Below are 19,598 nucleotides of genomic sequence, written 5' to 3'. Positions count from 1 at the left end.
GCCGGGCGCGCGCGGCAGAAGCGGGAAGGCGGCAAACGACCGGACGAGGTTTCTTTCAGGGTTTCTTGCTTTTTATTGCCGGGGAACGATCTTGCGTGAGCAATATGTCGAAAATATGACGGGGCGTTCGCGGGCGGCGCGTGATGTGCGCAAGCGCACATTCACATGAGCGGGCGCAGTGATGCTGATGCCGCACGAAGCGCGGCATCCCACGCGGCAGAGCGACGCCATGCGCCTAGCGTCGCTCGCCGATTTCAGGCGCAATCGCGGCATGATTCAGCAGCGCGACGAGCGAGATGCCGCCCACGACATTGCCCGCGAGCGTTGGCAGCAGAAAGCGGTTGAAGTAGTCGGGCAGCGACGCGTCGCCTGCCAGCACTGCGTACGCGACCTCCGTCGACCCGGCGATGATGTGCGACAGCTTCGCGACAGCCACCACCCATGTGATCAGCACCACGGTCAGAAGCCGTGCGGAGCGCGCGCTCGGCAGAAGCCATACCATCAGCGCGATCAGCCATCCGCCGAACACCGCGCGCATGAAGGTGGGGAAAGTATCGATTGGGCCGATGGCGGCGCGCGCGGTTTCGTCGAGCGCTTCGACGACCTCTGCTCCGAAAACACCCGGCAGACGCAGCATCGCCGCGAAGATCCATGAGCCGATCACGTTGCAGAAGAGCACGACGATCCACAAACGCAGCGCCTTGAGCAGGCAGTCCAGCTCGCGGCGCGTGAGCACGGGAAGGATCACGGTCAACGTGCTTTCGCTGAAAAGCTGCTGCCGTCCCATGATGACGAGGACGAATCCCGTCGTGTAGCCGAAGCTCGCGACGAGATGCTGCCACGACGTATCGGGAAGGCCGGCTTGCAGAACAGCCATTGTGAGAAAGGAGAATCCCATCGACAGGCCCGCTGCCAGCGACGACCACACGAGCGCCATCACGGTGCGCCCGAGCGCCGCTTCGCCTTCTTCCCGCACGATCTCATGCAGCATCAGCGCGTGCGGCGCCGTGTGTTGTGCGGCCTGATCTTTTTCGCCTTCGTCGAGATGGGGTGATTCCGCGCCCGCTTTCTCCGGATGATCGTCAGATTCGGCGCAATCGGTCGCTTCGAAATGGTATTCGCGGCGGGAGATTTCGTTCGTCATGGCGGCGCTCGCTCTTGCGCGGCTCACAGGCGCATCGCGTTGCGTTTCGCAAAAAGAGTGCCCGGCATGGCGGACAGGTTGTCGTTTTTCGTCGGACGAGGCGCGTGAGATGAACAGCGAGCGCCGTGCTACGATGAACACGACCCTTACCGCAAACCGAAACCCAACGCGACATGGCAACCCTTTACGCGAAGCTTGGCGTGTCTCAAGACGCCACCTGGGAAGAGATCAAACGGGCATACCGGAAGGCCGCGATGAAGTGGCATCCGGACCGCAACGTCGGACAGGAAGAGGCGGCCCGCGCGGCTTTCCAGGAGATCAAGGACGCATACGCGATTCTCTCCGACGAAGGTCAGCGCAAGGTCTATGACGCTGTCTACGCGCAGGAAATGCGCCGCTGGGAAGCGCTTCAGAAACGCCAGCAGGAAGTGGCGGCGGCGCGGGCGCGCAAGGCCGAGGCGGACGCGCACGCGAGGTATTCGCAGTTGGTGGGCGTGGCCATGCGCTATGCGGACGAAGGACACAACCGCGACGTGCTGTTCGGCGTGCTGCTCGGACGCGATTGCGACGCCGACATGGCACAGCGCATCGCCGATAGCGTGTGGGCCTTGCAGCAGGCGCGGCAAGCGGCGCAAACAAGCGAGCCAGCCGATGCGATGGATGCCGGCGTCGAGGTCGCCTCGTCGTCCGAAGCCAGCGATCATGAGACGCCTTCGCCCACTCAGCCCGCGGCAGCGAAACGGGACAAGCCCTCGCACGATGCGCGTGCCGCGGGGCTGTTCGATTCGCTGTGGCAGGGATTTTTTGGCGTTCGCTCATAGCGCGCCACGAATCGGCCGGCAGTGGCTGGTCTTACGTTTTCGCTTCGTCGCGCGATCTGCATGCGCGCGACTGACTTACGCATGGACATGCTTCGATGAAAGACGCTTTCGAACGACGCGCGCTGCTGCTGCATCTCGGCGACGCGCTGCAAGCCATTGCCGCGGCGCTCGCCACTAGCGCCGCACACGACACCTTGCGCGATCTGCGGAACGCAGACGCGAGCCTTGCCGCGCACGCGTGGTTCGCGGCTATTTCGCGCGATATGAAGGCAGCCGACTTTGCGAAGCGCGCGAGTGCTGCATTTGCCGCGTGGCCCGCGTTGCTGCTCGAAGAGCAGGTCGATTACACGCGTCTCGCGCTCGCGGTGCGCAGTCATCTGTTCGCGGAAGATCCCTCTGGCTGGCGCAGCTATGTTGAAGCGATCAAGCGCGAAGTCGAATGGTTCGGGGATGCGCTGCCTTCCGCCAATGAGCCTGCGCAGGCTGACGAAACGGCCGGTGACGCACAGGCATCGGATGAAGCGATCGCAAACGATACTACCGATGTCGAGCGTGTCGAAGAGCCGCGCGATCCTCAACGCGAAAGCGTCGAGAGCAATGATCGCCTGTATCCTTCATGGCCGTGGAAGCCGGGGATATGACGCACGTTGCATGACGTGCTGCACATTCACGCAAAACGGACGCATCGGAAACGCAATCGCCTCGTGGCTCCCGGTGATGTGCCGTCTGCCGCGAGGCGATCAGGATCACGCGTCAGGTGACGCGCATTCGAACGAGGCGATCAGTAGCCCCAACGTTCGCGTTGACGTTCGCGCCATTCGTGTTCGCGCCATGCTTGATGGCGACGCCATTCGCGCTCACGCCACTCATGCTCGCGCCATTCGCGGCGCGCTCGCCAGTCATCGTCATAGCCGACGGCAACCGGGGCGGGGGCAACATACACGGGCTGCGCAGGCACCACCACGCCCGGCACACCCAGACCCACGGCCACATCGACGTGCGCTGAAGCAGCCGCCGAAGCCGCCAGCATTGCCACACCGATCGCTGCACCAAGCATCATCTTCTTCATTTTTTGCTCCCTGCGCATGGACGCGCGTCACTGAATACGGCTTCAGTCTAGGGGCGCACACGCGACACAGGTGCTACAGCGTTGCGAGAAAAGTAACGCCCGATTACAGCGCGATTTCAGCTATGGATACAGGCGCTCATCGCGAACGAAGCCGCGCTCATGCAGCGCGCAATCTCGGCACGCGATGAAACTGGCGGTCGAAATAGACGAGGCTATCGCCATCGGCGCGCACGCGAATCTGTGCCGCTTCGACGGCCATCACGGAGTGCGAGACCACGACCTTCAGTTCGAAGCTGGTTCCCTCCAGGCTCGCGGGCGCGTCACGCCGCACGGCCTCGTGACGCCGATATGTGCGCCGGGTTCGTATGTGTCGAAGGGCTAGCCCTCGACGCGTGAAATCGCGAATGCACGGACGCCGTGTGCTTCATCGCGCACGGCGTCGACGCGAACCTTGAACGAATGAGCTTGCATGATGCGATCCAGTCTGTTGCCGATGGGCGTGATGGGTGAAATCGCATGCGGCTTAAGGTTCGCGTTTGAAGCAGGCAAATCGATTAAAAATCACTCGCCGCATAAGGCATTTTGATAGTGCATGCGCGGATGCGCTAGCGGTTGACGTCGACCACGAGGCGTCCGCGCACTTTGCCGTCCAGTATGTCGGGCGCGGCCCGGAGCGCGTCGCCGAGGCCGATTTGCGTGACCATCCGCGCAAGCCGTTCAGTGCTCAGGTCTTGGGCGATGCGCTGCCATGCCTCGACGCGGCGCGCGTGCGGCGCCATGACGCTGTCGATGCCCGCAAGCGTCACGCCGCGCAGGATGAAGGGCGCGACGGTAGCGGGCAAGTCCATCCCTTGCGCGAGTCCGCAGGCCGCGACAATGCCGCCATACGCGGTGCCCGCGCACGCGTTCGCGAGCGTGTGACTGCCGACGGCGTCGACGGCGGCGACCCAGCGTTCCTTCGCGAGCGGCTTGCCCGGAATGGACAGTTCCGCGCGATCGATGATCTCCTGCGCGCCCAGTTCATGCAGATAGCCCGATTCGCCGGGGCGGCCAGTCGAAGCGATCACCTGATAGCCGCGCCGCGCGAGCAGCATGATCGCGACGCTGCCGACGCCGCCCGCCGCGCCCGTCACCAGCACTTTGCCTTGCGAGGGCGTGACGCCATGACGTTCGAGTGCCAGCACGCACAGCATCGCCGTATAGCCCGCCGTGCCGACGGCCATCGCGTCGCGCGACGTGAGCGGCGACGGCGTGCGCACGAGCCAGTCGCCGCTTACGCGCGCGCGTTGTGCGAGTCCGCCCCAATGCTTTTCTCCGACGCCATAACCGTTCAGGATCACGGCATCGCCCGCTTTCCATTGCGAATGTTCGCTCGATTCCACGACGCCCGCGAAGTCGATGCCCGGCACCATCGGAAAGCTGCGCACGATCGGCGAGCGGCCTGTGATTGCGAGCGCGTCCTTATAGTTGAGCGTCGACCATTCGATACGAACCGTCACGTCGCCTGCGGGCAGATGTGCTTCGTCGATATCGGCGATGGAGGCGCGGCTGCCGTTGTCCTGCTTCTCAATCAAGATCCCTTTCATGGTCCCGTCCGTTGAGTTCGCCCGTTAGCGGGTGGGTATCAGTCTAGGCGAATGCGGGCGGCGCCGCGCGTCTCGCGGCATTCAACAATGCGCAGGGTCGTTGCTGTTAGCGCGCGAGCGACGCGCGATAAAGCCGCGCGGACGCAAACGGCACGCGTGCATGCCGTTTGCCATTCGTCGAATGAATCGGTGCGTGTCAGCGTGTGTAGTAACCGCGCTGCTGCATGCATTTCGCGTAGGCGGCCCAATAGCGGACCATCGGCGGTTCGGGGGGAGGGGGGGGCGGCATCGCCGCCAGCGACGCGGAGCCCTCCGTCGGCATGCTGGCGCCCGAGGCCGGGGCCGCTCCCGACGCCGCGAGCGTCGCCGAAGCAGCCGATGCCGCCGCGGGCATGGATGGCGCCGCTACGCCGCTTGCTCCGCTGGCGGCATTCGCCGTGGCGGTTCCGCTCGCGCCGGCGGGCGCGGAGGCAGCCGTCGCCGCCGATGCGCCTGATGCACCCATCGCGGAGGGCAGCGGGGGATTCAGCGGTGCCGGCGCGACGATAGGCCGTGGCGCGGTATCCGCCGCCTTGCCCGGCGGCGGAGGGCGCTGCGATTCGTGCGCCATGTTGACGTGCGTCGTCTTGTTGGCGTCTGCATAACATGCGGCCGTATCGACAGCCTGTTGACCGGGGCCCTGGCTGCGCCCCGGATAAGTCAGCGGTTGCTGCGCAACGGAAGCGCCGCTGACGACGAAAAGCGCAATTGCGGCATGGGCGAAGCGTCTCATAGGCGAGCGGGCTCCCTGGCGAAGTCTTTGATTTTGTCGGCGCGAATGCGCGTCGCGAGGTTCGCGTGTAGCCATGATGTACAAATATGGCCGATGCGGCCAGTCGGGCCATAGCAGGCCGAAAGAAAGCTATCTCAGGATATCGCGTCGCAGCGGCGCAGCACGCCAGAAGCACGCCATTCGTCGCCAATTTCCGTGCTGCGACGCGATAGGCGCTGTCTGCACGTCTTGATATCAATGTAGCAGGCCGAACACGGCGACGCCGTTGGTCGCCCCGACGTAGACCTTGCCGCGTGAAATCGTCGGCGTGATGAACTTGTTGCCCGCGCCCCACTGGTCGCGCGTTCCCGCCTGATTGCTGTTGTAAAGCTCGCGCCCGAGATTGGTCGCGTCGTACGCGTGCAATGCGCCCGTCGTGCCGTTTTCGGCGGCCCACAGTATGCCGTTCGATGTGCCGTTCGCGGAGATGGCGGGGACGGCGCCGGGATAGGGAAATGTCGTCGGACTTTTGGACGCAGCGGTGGTTGCGAGCAGCGCGTTCGTGACGGGTAGCGCCTTGATGTTGTCGTTCAGTGCGCCGTAATAGACGGTGCCGTTGTACCAGGCGGGCGAGCCCCAGATGCCGCCAGCAAGCGTGCCCGTCAGCACTTGCCAGATGTTGTTCGACGTGGCGCTGAATTTGCCCATCGCGTCGCGATCGACTACATAGATCTTGTTGTCCTTGCCCGCCGCCACGGCGAGATGCTTGACAGTGCCGTCCGCGGTCCTCGCGTCGGGAAGCAGCATCGCGCCGCCCGAGCCGAAATCGCCGTCTGCATTCGCGAGTTGAACGACATCGAGCGGCGCGAAGTAATCGGTGATCTTGAGTGGGGCCGCCGAGAGCTTCATGAACGAATTGCCATAGTCGCTATCGACGGGGAAGCCGTTTGCGTCGAGCGTCGTGCCGAACGTGCCGTTGCCGTCCACCACATAGATGGACGTGCCGTCCGACGCCATGCCCGAACCCGCCATCCACACGGAGCCCTGGTGCCCGTTGGGCGCGACATTGACGACGCCCGTCTGCTTCAGCGTATCGGCGCTATAACTCATGATCCAGCCGGTGTAGGCGCCCGCCATGCAATGCGCGGTCCAGCCCATGAAGATGTTGCCGTTCACGAGCGTCAGCGCGACGCGTTCGGTGTGCAGCGAAGGATCGAACGTGAGCACGCCGTTGACGCTGTTGCCACCCGAGCCCGGATAAGTGGCCGAGATGTCGCTCGGGCCGCCGAAGAGTTCGGCGCCGCTCGCCAGATCGAGCGCATGCAGGCGATGGTGATAGCCGCCGCTCGCGTCCTTCGTCATCGCGACGGCGTAGAGCACGCCGTTCGGTCCACGATTGCGATCGATGACGGGTGTCGACGTGATACCGATCTCAGGCGTGATGTCGGTGCAGCCGCGATTGTCGCTGGGCGTTTCGTTTGCGCCCGTCAGCGACACCTTCCACAGTTGCGCATTGTTGTCGGCGTCGTACGCATAGACGCTGTTGTGTTCGGTGACGACATAGATCACGTTATGCGTCGTGCCGCCGATGGACAGACTCGTGACGGATAGCGGCTGGCCGTCCACCTTGCCGTCGGCGGGAAGAAACGCGATCTTGCCGAACGACGTCGCATTCACGTTGGCCGGCGTGAGCGTCGTTTCTGCGAGCATTTGCCCGGTGCGTGCGAGGTCGTTGTGATGCATCAGTACGTCGGTGGCGAACGCGATTGTGGAAGCGGATGGCGAACTGCTGCCCGAGCCTGTGCCCGCCTCGCCGCTTGTCCCTGAACTGCTCGCGCTCGCATTGTTCGACGAACCGTTGCCGCAGGCCGTGCAAAAGAGCGCGAGTATCAACGCAACAACGGCGTTGCCGGCGCGCACGATCGAGCGTGACGCCTGGCTCGTCCCGCATGCCTGGGACATGGGCGGCTGTAGATGCATGCGTATATCCTCCTGCGCCCCTATGAGCGTCCTCGCATGGCGGCATCGCGCATGTTCGCTGTTCTATGCAGCGCGAACCATTCTCATCATGTTAAGAATGCGCGCGGGGACTCAACCGACATCGCCTCGTCGCTTTCCGCCAGATGCTTGCATTTCTCTTGCCGCGAGCGAATGACGGCACGGGCGAGCATCAGTGTTGACGATAGATTTGCGTATCGTCGCTAGCGGGCAATGTCGCGGTTTGGTCAGGTGGCGTCGAAGCCTGGACAGTGGCGGGAACGGTGCGCGGCACGGGCTTCACGGGGGCTTTGGCCACGGCAGGTCGCGTGGGCCTGGCTTTCGTGGCTACTTTCGGCGGTGCTGTCTTGCTGGCAACCTTCACCAGCTTGGAGGTGCTCTGCATAGTCGTCTGCTTCGCAGCCGCTTGATGTTCCGGCTTGGGTGAGGAGGGCGTGCCATGTGGCCGCATCGGCGCGACACTCGCAACCGGGCGCGTGTGCGGCGCAGGCTGGGGCAACGGCGGAGCAAGCGGTTTCGCCGGGGTTTTACTGTGCGAAGCAGATGAAGATGCAGCCGTCGACGTAGGCGGCAATCGCGGTGACCTGCTCGGCAGCATACTGGTGTGTGCGTTCGCGGTCGTGTGAGTTGCAGCGCTCGCAACGATGGCGGCATCAGTTGCGTCGCGGCTGCGTAGTGCTTCTATCTGTTCCCGCAGGGTGCGCGCGAGTTCCTGCGTACGATCGGTGATGCTCGCGCGGTCATGACGCGGTGCCGCGCGCAACTCGTTTTGGCCGACGATGCGTCGCAAGCGGCTTTGCATTGCGTCGCGTTCCGTGAGCGTGATGTAAGTGCCGAACGCGATGGCGAAGCCAAGCAGCACGACGGCCGCGCCCGTGCTCAGCTTCCAGTCGGGCGCACTCACTGACGCCGGCGCGGAGAGACGCCGAGGCTTTGGTCTGATGCGCTTGAACAGCGGCGGATACGTGGGCAACGGATCGCGCGCCTCGCCGGACGATGGATTCTCGCTCACTTGCGGCAAAGACGCGTCGAGCGGCAATAGCAGATCGAGTGGCTGCGCAGGTATGTCGGGCTTCGCCACACCGTTCGTCTCGGGCGCCGTGTCGCATGGTTCGTGCGGCGGCGCAGGACGCTTGCGAATCGTGTCCATCAGCGGACTCCCATGCCGGCACGTGAGACGGCTTCGTACATGTTCTCGTTGGCAACCATCGTGCGCAAACCCTGAACTTGTCGCGATGCGTGGCATCGCGCTTGATCGCAACGGGCTTTATGCAATATGAGTCAGCTTGTGCAATAGGTCAATGAAACCGCGCTATTCGTTTGAAAAAACACGTTCACGTGTATTCGAATCGCGACAAATCGGGTGGGACGAGAATGGATATTTGCGAAATAGACATTCATCGCTGATTCTGGGCATTCCAAAATCAGAATGAAAAGAATGTGGCTGACTTGTAATGGATTTCGAAAATAAAAAATTAATCAACGAAAAGTGCCTAGCTGTTTTACGCCAATCATGCATCCCTGTTTTATGGCATTGAAAGTGTTGGGAAATCTGACCGAATCGTGCCCGGCGGATGCCAGAGCCAATTGGCCTTTATCACACGGATTGTGCATAAGCATAAAACGAACCCGCTTAATCATCATACGTTACAAAGTGTTACGCCGTTTCTACAGACGTAAGAGGCATCGTTCTGTAGCATTCGCCTTTGAAAAAAATCCGGCGTTCTCCGTGTCTTGTATGACGATTGAAATCGGCGCTGTGTAACGATTTGCCAATGACTCTGTCCGGCAATTGTGAATATCGCGCGGGTTATCAGCCGGGACCGGCATTATTTTTTCAGTTACATCTGGTTGCAATCGGTTGAGCACGGCCTCCCTCGCAGTCATCCATGCTGCGGGCTTACAGGAAATGCGCTGCTCCAAATTACCGTCAACGTCGTCGCATCGCGAGTCGACGCAGTAAGAACGACTCTGCGGGCAAGTCAGCCAACCTTTGAAATCCAGCGGACGTCTTCGGGCATTTTTGCCAGGCGTTTCCGGACGGATTTCGCTCGCCCATTGATATACCCATGAAAGTCAATTCACTTCTCGTCTGGTCATCGACAGCAGTCCTTCTCGCGGGCTGTGGCGGTGGCGGGGGCGATCTTGCCGGCGCTGGTACTTCGACCAATAGCGCTTCGCAAACATCCGGCACGTCCGCCGCTAATGCGACGGCCAATGGCAACACGACGGGCACCATCAGGTGTGCATCGCCGTCGACTGCGAGTGCGTCGGCAGGCAGCTCGCTGATTTCAGCGGATACCCCAAGTAGCGACGGCACGCGCCTGTTTGCGTCGGGTGCGAGCTTTCCGCTTACATTCACGACGAACGCGAACGGCGCGGATACGCTGAGCTGGTCAATCGCCGATACGACAGGGCGCGTCGCGGCGAGCGGCAGCTTCGCCGTGCCGCGCGGCGCAGCGACGACCACTCTGACCTGCAATTCGACGCTCGCGGGCTACTTCGCCGCTTCTGGCACCCTGAAGGCGGGCGGCGGCATGTTGCCTCAAGCAGGCACGCGTCCCACAGGTATCGCGACGTTCGGCGTGGTTCCAGATTTGAGCAGCACCGTGCCCACCGTCACCTATACGAAGCAGGAGCAGCACCGCTTCGGCATGCAGGGCGCCAACGACAATGCGGCAGTGCTCGCGGGTCTCGGCATCTCCCAGACGATCGACGATCGCCAGATGTCGGTGACGGAGCCTAATGGTGCGAACACCTTCAATCCGTCTGCGAACAATCTCGACGCGTTCTATACGACGGGCAAAGTAATGCGCCTGATCCGTCTGGATGGCGTGCCGGGCTGGGCGTCGAAGTCGGGCGGTGTCGAGGACTTCACGACCTTGCCGAAGGATACGTCGTACCTGCAGGACTATATGGGCCGCGTCGGCACCGAATCGAACACGATCCGGCTCAAGTACTTCCCGAAGCAGTCGGCGAACTTCTATCAGGTGACGTGGGAGCCCAACCAGTTCTGGACGGATACGGATGCCAATTTCGTGTCGCTGTATCAGTCCGTCTATCAGGGCATCCACTCGACCGATCCAAGTGCGGTGGTGATGGGCCCGGCGGACGCGTTCCCGAGTCTGACGAACAAACGCCTCACACGTATCGCTTCGCTGGGGTACGGCAAGTACATCGATGGCGTGGCCACGCACGGTTACTACGACGCGGGTACGTCGCCGTCGCATCCTCCCGAGCGTCTCGCGACAGACCCCGATGCTGCGACGGCTGCCAATGCGTTGAACAACTCGATGCGAACGCTGCGTACGACGATGCTGAACCAGTATCGCGCAGGCATGAAGCTGTATCAGACGGAAGTGGGCATCAGTTACGACCTCGGCTCGTCCTACGGTCCGAACTATCCGACGGGTAACGTGCTGTTCGCGCAAGGTGCAGTCGTCGCGCGCACGCACATCATTCTGCTTGGCGAAGGTGTGAATGTGTCGTACGTATTCTATGGTGCGGACTATCCGGGCGAAGTCGGTTACGGCACGTTCTTCGACCTGTCCAACGCGCAAGGCTCGTTCGGTGCGAGCAACATCAGCCCGAAACCGGCTGCGATGGCCGTGAGCGCGATGTCGCGCATTCTGGATGGCACGAATACGCTGGGCCCTGTGAAGGGCACGCCGTCGGGTGTCTATGCGTACTCGTTCCAACAGATCAACAACGGTTCGGTGATCACGGCCTTGTGGACGCATAACAACGATGCGTGGAGTGCCAGTTCGGGCTTCAGTTCGACATATAGCGTTGCCTACAATCTCACGGTCGATGCGCCCGGCACGAGCGGCACGGTCAAGGTCCTCGACATGATGGGCAACCCGATGACGCTGAACTACACGAACGGCACACTGAAGCTGAATCTGACGGAAGCGCCCGTCTACGTCGTTTCGAAAAATGCCGATGTTGTAAAGAGCAATGTGAATCCACCTCCGGGTTACGTCGGTTCTTAAGCGACTCGGTCGATGCGGGCGGGCTTTGGTGCTGCCCATCCTGCTGCCAGAGCTTATGAAGAAAGCGTGCGGATGTTTCGCGCGCTTTTTCTATTCCTGGCACTCAAATGTCTGTTCTCCGTGTGAGGAAATAGCATTTCGATGCAATGGGCGCTCACGCGCTTGATCGAAGAGGGCGTAGCGCGCGTGTGCTTAAGCTTTGGCCTATTAGTGCCTACTCAAGCAGCAGCACGAAAATTTTTGGAGCACGCGAAATAAGTGCTTGACAGCCCCCTTGGGGTTCCGCATAATTCGGCCTCTCCAAACGACGGAGACGCAAGAAAGCAGCAGCTTTTTAGCGAATGTTCTTTAAAAACTAACAGCCGATAAGTGTGGGTGCTCGATGGCGAGCGCGCGGTGATCTTCGGATTGCCGCAATAGCGAAAGTAATCGAGTCTCACACGAAGAAATTGAGGAAGGTTTGAGCAATCAGATCTTTCGTCAGTGATTTTGAGTGAGCGACCGGGTTCGAGAGAGCCCGAAAAACAGTAACAGGTTTGAACTGAAGAGTTTGATCCTGGCTCAGATTGAACGCTGGCGGCATGCCTTACACATGCAAGTCGGACGGCAGCGCGGGCTTCGGCCTGGCGGCGAGTGGCGAACGGGTGAGTAATACATCGGAACGTGTCCTGGAGTGGGGGATAGCCCGGCGAAAGCCGGATTAATACCGCATACGCTCTGAGGAGGAAAGCGGGGGATCTTCGGACCTCGCGCTCAAGGGGCGGCCGATGGCAGATTAGCTAGTTGGTGGGGTAAAGGCCTACCAAGGCGACGATCTGTAGCTGGTCTGAGAGGACGACCAGCCACACTGGGACTGAGACACGGCCCAGACTCCTACGGGAGGCAGCAGTGGGGAATTTTGGACAATGGGGGCAACCCTGATCCAGCAATGCCGCGTGTGTGAAGAAGGCCTTCGGGTTGTAAAGCACTTTTGTCCGGAAAGAAAACTTCGCCGCCAATAGCGGTGGAGGATGACGGTACCGGAAGAATAAGCACCGGCTAACTACGTGCCAGCAGCCGCGGTAATACGTAGGGTGCGAGCGTTAATCGGAATTACTGGGCGTAAAGCGTGCGCAGGCGGTTCGCTAAGACCGATGTGAAATCCCCGGGCTTAACCTGGGAACTGCATTGGTGACTGGCGGGCTAGAGTATGGCAGAGGGGGGTAGAATTCCACGTGTAGCAGTGAAATGCGTAGAGATGTGGAGGAATACCGATGGCGAAGGCAGCCCCCTGGGCCAATACTGACGCTCATGCACGAAAGCGTGGGGAGCAAACAGGATTAGATACCCTGGTAGTCCACGCCCTAAACGATGTCAACTAGTTGTCGGGTCTTCATTGACTTGGTAACGTAGCTAACGCGTGAAGTTGACCGCCTGGGGAGTACGGTCGCAAGATTAAAACTCAAAGGAATTGACGGGGACCCGCACAAGCGGTGGATGATGTGGATTAATTCGATGCAACGCGAAAAACCTTACCTACCCTTGACATGTACGGAACCTTGCCGAGAGGTGAGGGTGCCCGAAAGGGAGCCGTAACACAGGTGCTGCATGGCTGTCGTCAGCTCGTGTCGTGAGATGTTGGGTTAAGTCCCGCAACGAGCGCAACCCTTGTCCCTAGTTGCTACGCAAGAGCACTCTAGGGAGACTGCCGGTGACAAACCGGAGGAAGGTGGGGATGACGTCAAGTCCTCATGGCCCTTATGGGTAGGGCTTCACACGTCATACAATGGTCGGAACAGAGGGTTGCCAAGCCGCGAGGTGGAGCCAATCCCAGAAAACCGATCGTAGTCCGGATCGCAGTCTGCAACTCGACTGCGTGAAGCTGGAATCGCTAGTAATCGCGGATCAGCATGCCGCGGTGAATACGTTCCCGGGTCTTGTACACACCGCCCGTCACACCATGGGAGTGGGTTTTACCAGAAGTGGCTAGTCTAACCGCAAGGAGGACGGTCACCACGGTAGGATTCATGACTGGGGTGAAGTCGTAACAAGGTAGCCGTATCGGAAGGTGCGGCTGGATCACCTCCTTTCCAGAGCTTCGCGTTCACAAGTTGAGCGCTCACACTTGTCGGCTGTTGTTTGAAGACAGGCTTTGAGGGGTCTGTAGCTCAGTCGGTTAGAGCACCGTCTTGATAAGGCGGGGGTCGTTGGTTCGAATCCAACCAGACCCACCACGTTGTCTGCGGTGTGACGAGTGAAACCTCAAGGTGCGGTATCTGCGGGGGATTAGCTCAGCTGGGAGAGCACCTGCTTTGCAAGCAGGGGGGTCGTCGGTTCGATCCCGTCATCCTCCACCAGTTTCCAATGCCTAGTGTCCGGTCCGGAAGGGGGCCGCGCGTTATGCATTGGCAATTGAGCCAGTCAGACTGGATGCGCGCAAGCGCATATCGGCTGTCGTTCTTTAACAATCAGGAAGAAGTAGTAAAGAGATTCGCGAAAGCGTGCTTAGAGATGGGCGCGCGAGTAGGCGAATCAGGGTTGTGATTGTATCGAAAGTATTTAAGGGTTGTCGAAAGACAGCCTTGGAATACGGCACAACACGCAGTGTGTGGGCTCCCCGATAAGTGCTGAGGCACGAACGTGGACCGACACGCGAAAACTCAACCTGTAGCGGATGTTATCGAAAGAGACATACCCGTTATAGGGTCAAGCGAACAAGTGCATGTGGTGGATGCCTTGGCGATCACAGGCGATGAAGGACGCGGTAGCCTGCGAAAAGCGGTGGGGAGCTGGCAAACGAGCTTTGATCCACCGATATCCGAATGGGGAAACCCGGCCCGTATGGGTCACCCGCAACTGAATCCATAGGTTGCGTGGAGCGAACGCGGTGAACTGAAACATCTAAGTAACCGCAGGAAAAGAAATCAACCGAGATTCCCAAAGTAGTGGCGAGCGAAATGGGACCAGCCTGTACTCTTTATCTTCGTTGTTAGCCGAACGCTCTGGAAAGTGCGGCCATAGTGGGTGATAGCCCCGTAGGCGAAAACAGCGAGGAAGAACTGGGTGTACGACAAGTAGGGCGGGACACGTGAAATCCTGTCTGAAGATGGGGGGACCATCCTCCAAGGCTAAATACTCGTGATCGACCGATAGTGAACCAGTACCGTGAGGGAAAGGCGAAAAGAACCCCGGGAGGGGAGTGAAACAGATCCTGAAACCGCATGCATACAAACAGTCGGAGCCTCGCAAGGGGTGACGGCGTACCTTTTGTATAATGGGTCAGCGACTTACATTCAGTGGCGAGCTTAACCGATTAGGGCAGGCGTAGCGAAAGCGAGTCCGAACAGGGCGAATCAGTCGCTGGGTGTAGACCCGAAACCAGGTGATCTATCCATGGCCAGGATGAAGGTGCGGTAACACGTACTGGAGGTCCGAACCCACTAACGTTGAAAAGTTAGGGGATGAGCTGTGGATAGGGGTGAAAGGCTAAACAAACCTGGAAATAGCTGGTTCTCTCCGAAAACTATTTAGGTAGTGCCTCGTGTATCACCTTCGGGGGTAGAGCACTGTCATGGTTGAGGGGTCCATTGCGGATTACCTCGCCATAGCAAACTCCGAATACCGAAGAGTGCAATCACGGGAGACAGACATCGGGTGCTAACGTCCGGTGTCAAGAGGGAAACAACCCAGACCGCCAGCTAAGGTCCCCAAATATGGCTAAGTGGGAAACGAAGTGGGAAGGCTAAAACAGTCAGGAGGTTGGCTTAGAAGCAGCCACCCTTTAAAGAAAGCGTAATAGCTCACTGATCGAGTCGTCCTGCGCGGAAGATGTAACGGGGCTAAGCCATATACCGAAGCTGCGGATGCGTGCTTTGCACGCATGGTAGGAGAGCGTTCCGTAAGCCTGCGAAGGTGCACTGGAAAGTGTGCTGGAGGTATCGGAAGTGCGAATGCTGACATGAGTAGCGATAAAGGGGGTGAAAGGCCCCCTCGCCGTAAGCCCAAGGTTTCCTACGCAACGTTCATCGGCGTAGGGTGAGTCGGCCCCTAAGGCGAGGCAGAAATGCGTAGCTGATGGGAAGCAGGTCAATATTCCTGCACCAGTGTGAAATGCGATGGGGGGACGGATCGCGGAAGGTTGTCCGGGTGTTGGAAGTCCCGGTCGCTGCGTTGGAGAAGGTGCTCTGGCAAATCCGGGCACGGGATTCAAGGGCGTGGCGCGAGTCGCTTAGGCGACGAAGCAATCGGAAGGGGTTCCAGGAAAAGCCTCTAAGCTTCAGTTTCACATTGACCGTACCGCAAACCGACACAGGTGGGCGAGATGAGTATTCTAAGGCGCTTGAGAGAACTCGGGAGAAGGAACTCGGCAAATTGGTACCGTAACTTCGGGATAAGGTACGCCCCTGTAGCTTGATGCGCCTGCGCGCAGAGGGTGAAGGGGTTGCAATAAACTGGTGGCTGCGACTGTTTAATAAAAACACAGCACTCTGCAAACACGAAAGTGGACGTATAGGGTGTGACGCCTGCCCGGTGCCGGAAGATTAAATGATGGGGTGCAAGCTCTTGATTGAAGTCCCGGTAAACGGCGGCCGTAACTATAACGGTCCTAAGGTAGCGAAATTCCTTGTCGGGTAAGTTCCGACCTGCACGAATGGCGTAACGATGGCCACACTGTCTCCTCCCGAGACTCAGCGAAGTTGAAGTGTTTGTGATGATGCAATCTCCCCGCGGCTAGACGGAAAGACCCCATGAACCTTTACTGTAGCTTTGCATTGGACTTTGAACCGATCTGTGTAGGATAGGTGGGAGGCTATGAAGCGTGAACGCCAGTTTGCGTGGAGCCGTCCTTGAAATACCACCCTGGTTTGTTTGAGGTTCTAACCTTGGCCCGTGATCCGGGTCGGGGACAGTGCATGGTGGGCAGTTTGACTGGGGCGGTCTCCTCCCAAAGTGTAACGGAGGAGTACGAAGGTACGCTAGGTACGGTCGGAAATCGTGCTGATAGTGCAATGGCATAAGCGTGCTTAACTGCGAGACCGACAAGTCGAGCAGGTGCGAAAGCAGGTCATAGTGATCCGGTGGTTCTGTATGGAAGGGCCATCGCTCAACGGATAAAAGGTACTCTGGGGATAACAGGCTGATACCGCCCAAGAGTTCATATCGACGGCGGTGTTTGGCACCTCGATGTCGGCTCATCTCATCCTGGGGCTGTAGCCGGTCCCAAGGGTATGGCTGTTCGCCATTTAAAGAGGTACGTGAGCTGGGTTTAAAACGTCGTGAGACAGTTTGGTCCCTATCTGCCGTGGGCGCTGGATATTTGAAGGGGGCTGCTCCTAGTACGAGAGGACCGGAGTGGACGAACCTCTGGTGTACCGGTTGTCACGCCAGTGGCATCGCCGGGTAGCTATGTTCGGAAGAGATAACCGCTGAAAGCATCTAAGCGGGAAACTCGCCTTAAGATGAGATATCCCCGGGGCTTCGAGCCCCTTGAAGGGTCGTTCAAGACCAGGACGTTGATAGGTCAGGTGTGGAAGCGCAGTAATGCGTTAAGCTAACTGATACTAATTGCCCGTAAGGCTTGATCCTATAACAGGTCTGTCTCGGTACCACACAGGTTGAGACAACAGCGTTGTGCCCGCAACACGACACAACACAACCCCCCTCTTTACGCTTCTTCCAGATTGGCTGTGGCGCACCGCGATGCGACGCAGCAACCCGTCATGCCTGATGACCATAGCGAGTCGGTCCCACCCCTTCCCATCCCGAACAGGACCGTGAAACGACTCCACGCCGATGATAGTGCGGATTGCCCGTGTGAAAGTAGGTAATCGTCAGGCTCCTTATCCATCGCCATGACCCCGCCCTCAAAAGCGGGGTCTTGGCGTTTGTGCGGCCGATGTTTCAGCACGCATACCCGCCATCCGGTGGTTCTCGTGCAACCGCCAATGCACCGCCGGAAGATACCGGTCCAAACGAAAAGCCTATCGACCTGCCTGCGTCTCGTGAACTTGAGCGTCAAAAGACGATGCCCCCAGCGGTCTCGCGACGAAGCCCATCGCGAAGGTCGCAAATACACCGAGCGTGCCGATCAACGGATTCCGCACTTGGCGGGAACGACAACTGCCCGGATACACGCGCGGTAGCCGTGCCATAGACGAAGAAGTCGTGCCACTCCATCGCGTTGCCTGCGACGGGTGCGCTCACGATCTTGCGTAGCGTCCTGTCTTCGAGGGGGCCGGCCCGCGTTGAGGCGGCCGGATACGTGTGTAGTCTCGATGGAAGCCATGAGGGTGCGCAGTGTGTAGTGGCAGAATTGCCATCGAGTGTTGGCCGCGCATTTCGATCGGTCAAATTGATCGAAAAAGGGAGGCCGTATCAGTCGCGCAGACGCGGGCGCCAGGCGCGAAGTCGTTTCTCCGTCGAGCGCCGTGGTAACGTCGCATATCAACGAAAACAGACGTCGGCCATCGCGAGCCGGCGACATCGGAGGAGACGTGTGCCCAGGCAGCGCGGCGCGTTCGTGTGCCACGGGTATTCGCGCCTCTCAGACGGTTTCGTGAATGCGTAGCCCCGCGCGCTGGCGTGTGTCGTTTATGTTCAGCATACGGCGTCCACTCATGCCCACTAGTGAGGACGTGCTGTGACTTTCCTTGGAATCGACCTCGGGACCTCCGAGGTAAAAGTAATTCTGACCGATGATGCATCCACGACGCTCGCAACGAGCGGCGCGCGCCTCGAAGTCTCGCAACCGCATCCGCACTGGTCGGAACAGAGTCCGCAAGCCTGGTGGCAGGCGACGCTCGATGCCGTTGCTGCCGTGCGAAGCGCGAATCCCGGTGCCTTCGCTGCGCTGCGTGGCATCGGGCTCTCGGGGCAGATGCACGGCGCGACGCTGATAGATGCGAATGGCGCGGTGCTCAGGCCCGCGATACTCTGGAACGACACACGTGCGTTTGCCGAATGCGCGGAGCTGGAAGCGCTCGTGCCCGCGTCGCGTAATATCACCGGCAATCTTGCGATGCCCGGGTTCACCGCACCCAAACTGCTCTGGCTCGCGAAACACGAACCCGAGGTGTTTCGCGCTGCGTCCAAGGTGCTGCTGCCGAAAGACTATCTCGCGTGGAAGCTTTCGGGCGATTTTGTCTCCGACATGTCGGATGCGTCGGGTACGTTATGGCTCGACGTCGCGAAGCGCGACTGGTCCGACGGCATGCTCGCGGCGACGGGATTGACGCGCGCGCACATGCCGCGTCTCGTCGAAGGCAGCGCGCCTGCCGCACAGTTGAGTGACGCCTTGCGACGCGATTGGGGCATTGCGGGTCCTGTCGTGCTATGCGGAGGTGCAGGCGACAACGCGGCGAGCGCGATCGGCACGGGTGTGGCAGATGCGGGCAGTGCATTCCTGTCGCTGGGGACGTCGGGTGTCCTCTTTGCAGGCACCGATCGCTTTGCGCCGAATCCCGCTCAAGGCGTGCACGCGTTCTGCCACTGCCTGCCGGCGCGCTGGCATCAGATGAGCGTGATTTTGTCGGCGGCATCGAGTCTCGGGTGGCTGTCCAAGGTCGTAGGCCGCGAAGTCGGTATCCTGCCTGAACTGGCGAGCACGGCCAATGCTGCGACGGCGCCTATCTTTCTGCCGTATCTGAGTGGCGAGCGCACGCCGCATAACGATGCGAATGCGCGCGGTGTCTTTTGGGGGTTGACGGGCGCGCACAGTACGGGCGACCTCGCGTATAGCGTGATGGAAGGCGTTGCGTTCGCGATGGCCGACGGCTACGCGGCGCTGCAAAGCGCAGGCACTACATTGAAGAGCGCATCGTTTATCGGCGGAGGCTCGCGCAGCCCTTTCTGGGCGAATCTGTGTGCGACCGCGACGGGCATCACGATGCATCGGCATGAAGGCAGCGACGTCGGCGCGGCGCTTGGAGCGGCGCGTCTGGCGCGGCTCGCGGTGACGGGCGAGGCCGTCAACCAGGTCTGTGTGGCGCCGCCGACGCTCGAATCATGCGAGCCCGATCGCGCACAGGCGCCGCTCCTCGCACACAGGCTCGCGCGATATCGGAGCATCTATCAGGCGCTGAAGACGAGCTTTGCTGAGTCGGCATGATACGCGTACGGCGCGGCGCACCGCGAGGCACGCCGCGCGAGGACGCGTTTTAATTCGGGTCACGCCGAGCTTATTGCAGCGGCGCGCTGACGGCGAAGTGGAGAACTGGACTTCCCGGCCGCCGCGCTGAGACATTGCGCGTACCTTGCCG

The 19,598-nt window shown here is 60.2% G+C and carries 10 protein-coding genes, 2 tRNA genes, 3 rRNA genes and 3 pseudogenes; 9 read left to right on the top strand and 9 right to left on the bottom strand.

Going from position 1 to position 19,598, the window contains the following annotated elements; translation table 11 throughout:
* Positions 1 to 235: 235 nt before the first annotated feature.
* Positions 236 to 1,144, bottom strand: a complete 909-nt coding sequence (locus BPHY_RS06150) for a formate/nitrite transporter family protein (RefSeq protein ID WP_012400608.1) — start codon at positions 1,142 to 1,144, stop codon at positions 236 to 238.
* Positions 1,145 to 1,317: 173 nt separating this feature from the next.
* On the opposite strand from BPHY_RS06150, the gene BPHY_RS06145 reads away from it, so the two are divergent.
* Both BPHY_RS06145 and BPHY_RS06140 read left to right on the top strand, forming a co-directional pair.
* Positions 1,318 to 1,965, top strand: a complete 648-nt coding sequence (locus BPHY_RS06145; RefSeq protein ID WP_012400607.1) for a J domain-containing protein — start codon at positions 1,318 to 1,320, stop codon at positions 1,963 to 1,965.
* Positions 1,966 to 2,060: 95 nt separating this feature from the next.
* Positions 2,061 to 2,606: a hypothetical protein gene (locus BPHY_RS06140; RefSeq protein ID WP_012400606.1), complete on the top strand. Its 546-nt coding sequence runs from the start codon at positions 2,061 to 2,063 to the stop codon at positions 2,604 to 2,606.
* 140 nt (positions 2,607 to 2,746) lie between these two features.
* Here the strand turns inward: BPHY_RS06140 and BPHY_RS06135 are convergent, their stop codons facing one another.
* From BPHY_RS06135 to BPHY_RS06110, 7 genes and pseudogenes are all read right to left on the bottom strand, one after another.
* Positions 2,747 to 3,034, bottom strand: coding sequence for a PXPV repeat protein (locus BPHY_RS06135; RefSeq protein WP_012400605.1), 288 nt, complete (start codon positions 3,032 to 3,034; stop codon positions 2,747 to 2,749).
* A gap of 157 nt (positions 3,035 to 3,191) precedes the next feature.
* Positions 3,192 to 3,365 (bottom strand): annotated as a pseudogene (locus BPHY_RS39300) (4-hydroxyphenylacetate 3-monooxygenase reductase subunit); the annotation flags it as partial.
* Positions 3,350 to 3,505 (bottom strand): annotated as a pseudogene (locus BPHY_RS41375) (oxidoreductase); the annotation flags it as partial. The pseudogenes BPHY_RS41375 and BPHY_RS39300, both read right to left, overlap by 16 nt.
* Before the next feature lie 134 nt (positions 3,506 to 3,639).
* Entirely contained in the window at positions 3,640 to 4,620 is a 981-nt protein-coding gene (gene acuI / locus BPHY_RS06125; protein ID WP_012400604.1) for an acrylyl-CoA reductase (NADPH), read from the bottom strand.
* Between the two features lie 196 nt (positions 4,621 to 4,816).
* Entirely contained in the window at positions 4,817 to 5,392 is a 576-nt protein-coding gene (locus BPHY_RS06120; RefSeq protein WP_012400603.1) for a hypothetical protein, read from the bottom strand.
* Positions 5,393 to 5,626: 234 nt separating this feature from the next.
* Positions 5,627 to 7,351, bottom strand: coding sequence for a PQQ-binding-like beta-propeller repeat protein (locus tag BPHY_RS06115; protein WP_012400602.1), 1,725 nt, complete (start codon positions 7,349 to 7,351; stop codon positions 5,627 to 5,629).
* A 190-nt stretch (positions 7,352 to 7,541) separates the two neighbouring features.
* Positions 7,542 to 8,519 (bottom strand): hypothetical protein, encoded by a 978-nt coding sequence (locus BPHY_RS06110; RefSeq protein WP_012400601.1) that lies wholly within the window; start codon positions 8,517 to 8,519, stop codon positions 7,542 to 7,544.
* Between the two features lie 919 nt (positions 8,520 to 9,438).
* Here BPHY_RS06110 and BPHY_RS06105 point away from each other — a divergent pair.
* The 6 genes from BPHY_RS06105 (at position 9,439) to rrf (ending at position 17,177) form a co-directional block, all read left to right on the top strand.
* Entirely contained in the window at positions 9,439 to 11,361 is a 1,923-nt protein-coding gene (locus tag BPHY_RS06105) for a hypothetical protein (RefSeq protein WP_012400600.1), read from the top strand.
* Between the two features lie 538 nt (positions 11,362 to 11,899).
* Positions 11,900 to 13,430: ribosomal RNA gene (locus BPHY_RS06100) — 16S ribosomal RNA — on the top strand.
* Positions 13,431 to 13,497: 67 nt separating this feature from the next.
* Positions 13,498 to 13,574: transfer RNA gene (locus BPHY_RS06095), tRNA-Ile, on the top strand.
* 46 nt (positions 13,575 to 13,620) lie between these two features.
* Positions 13,621 to 13,697, top strand: a tRNA-Ala gene (locus BPHY_RS06090).
* Positions 13,698 to 14,044: 347 nt separating this feature from the next.
* Positions 14,045 to 16,926 (top strand): 23S ribosomal RNA (locus BPHY_RS06085).
* A gap of 137 nt (positions 16,927 to 17,063) precedes the next feature.
* A 5S ribosomal RNA gene (gene rrf, locus BPHY_RS06080) occupies positions 17,064 to 17,177 on the top strand.
* The 16S, 23S and 5S rRNA genes sit together here with 2 tRNA genes alongside, the layout of an rRNA operon.
* A gap of 180 nt (positions 17,178 to 17,357) precedes the next feature.
* On the opposite strand, the pseudogene BPHY_RS43055 reads toward rrf, so the two are convergent.
* Positions 17,358 to 17,547 (bottom strand): annotated as a pseudogene (locus BPHY_RS43055) (MFS transporter); the annotation flags it as partial.
* Positions 17,548 to 17,980: 433 nt separating this feature from the next.
* On the opposite strand from BPHY_RS43055, the gene xylB reads away from it, so the two are divergent.
* Positions 17,981 to 19,447 (top strand): xylulokinase, encoded by a 1,467-nt coding sequence (xylB, locus tag BPHY_RS06075; protein WP_012400599.1) that lies wholly within the window; start codon positions 17,981 to 17,983, stop codon positions 19,445 to 19,447.
* Positions 19,448 to 19,598: the final 151 nt, after the last annotated feature.

The sequence above is a fragment of the Paraburkholderia phymatum STM815 genome, assembly GCF_000020045.1.
Classification (GTDB): domain Bacteria; phylum Pseudomonadota; class Gammaproteobacteria; order Burkholderiales; family Burkholderiaceae; genus Paraburkholderia; species Paraburkholderia phymatum.
Note: the sequence above shows the minus strand (reverse complement) of the source record. Positions and strands in the feature narration are given on the sequence as shown.

Bases quoted from the DNA above. Each gene is read 5' to 3' on its own strand.
- BPHY_RS06140 (WP_012400606.1), top strand. From the start codon at position 2,061: ATGAAAGACGCTTTCGAACGACGCGCGCTGCTGCTGCATCTCGGCGAC.
- BPHY_RS06135 (WP_012400605.1), bottom strand. From the start codon at position 3,034: ATGAAGAAGATGATGCTTGGTGCAGCGATCGGTGTGGCAATGCTGGCG.
- BPHY_RS06120 (WP_012400603.1), bottom strand. From the start codon at position 5,392: ATGAGACGCTTCGCCCATGCCGCAATTGCGCTTTTCGTCGTCAGCGGC.
- BPHY_RS06110 (WP_012400601.1), bottom strand. From the start codon at position 8,519: ATGGACACGATTCGCAAGCGTCCTGCGCCGCCGCACGAACCATGCGAC.
- BPHY_RS06150 (WP_012400608.1), bottom strand. From the start codon at position 1,144: ATGACGAACGAAATCTCCCGCCGCGAATACCATTTCGAAGCGACCGAT.
- BPHY_RS06105 (WP_012400600.1), top strand. From the start codon at position 9,439: ATGAAAGTCAATTCACTTCTCGTCTGGTCATCGACAGCAGTCCTTCTC.
- BPHY_RS06115 (WP_012400602.1), bottom strand. From the start codon at position 7,351: ATGCATCTACAGCCGCCCATGTCCCAGGCATGCGGGACGAGCCAGGCG.
- acuI (WP_012400604.1), bottom strand. From the start codon at position 4,620: ATGAAAGGGATCTTGATTGAGAAGCAGGACAACGGCAGCCGCGCCTCC.
- BPHY_RS06145 (WP_012400607.1), top strand. From the start codon at position 1,318: ATGGCAACCCTTTACGCGAAGCTTGGCGTGTCTCAAGACGCCACCTGG.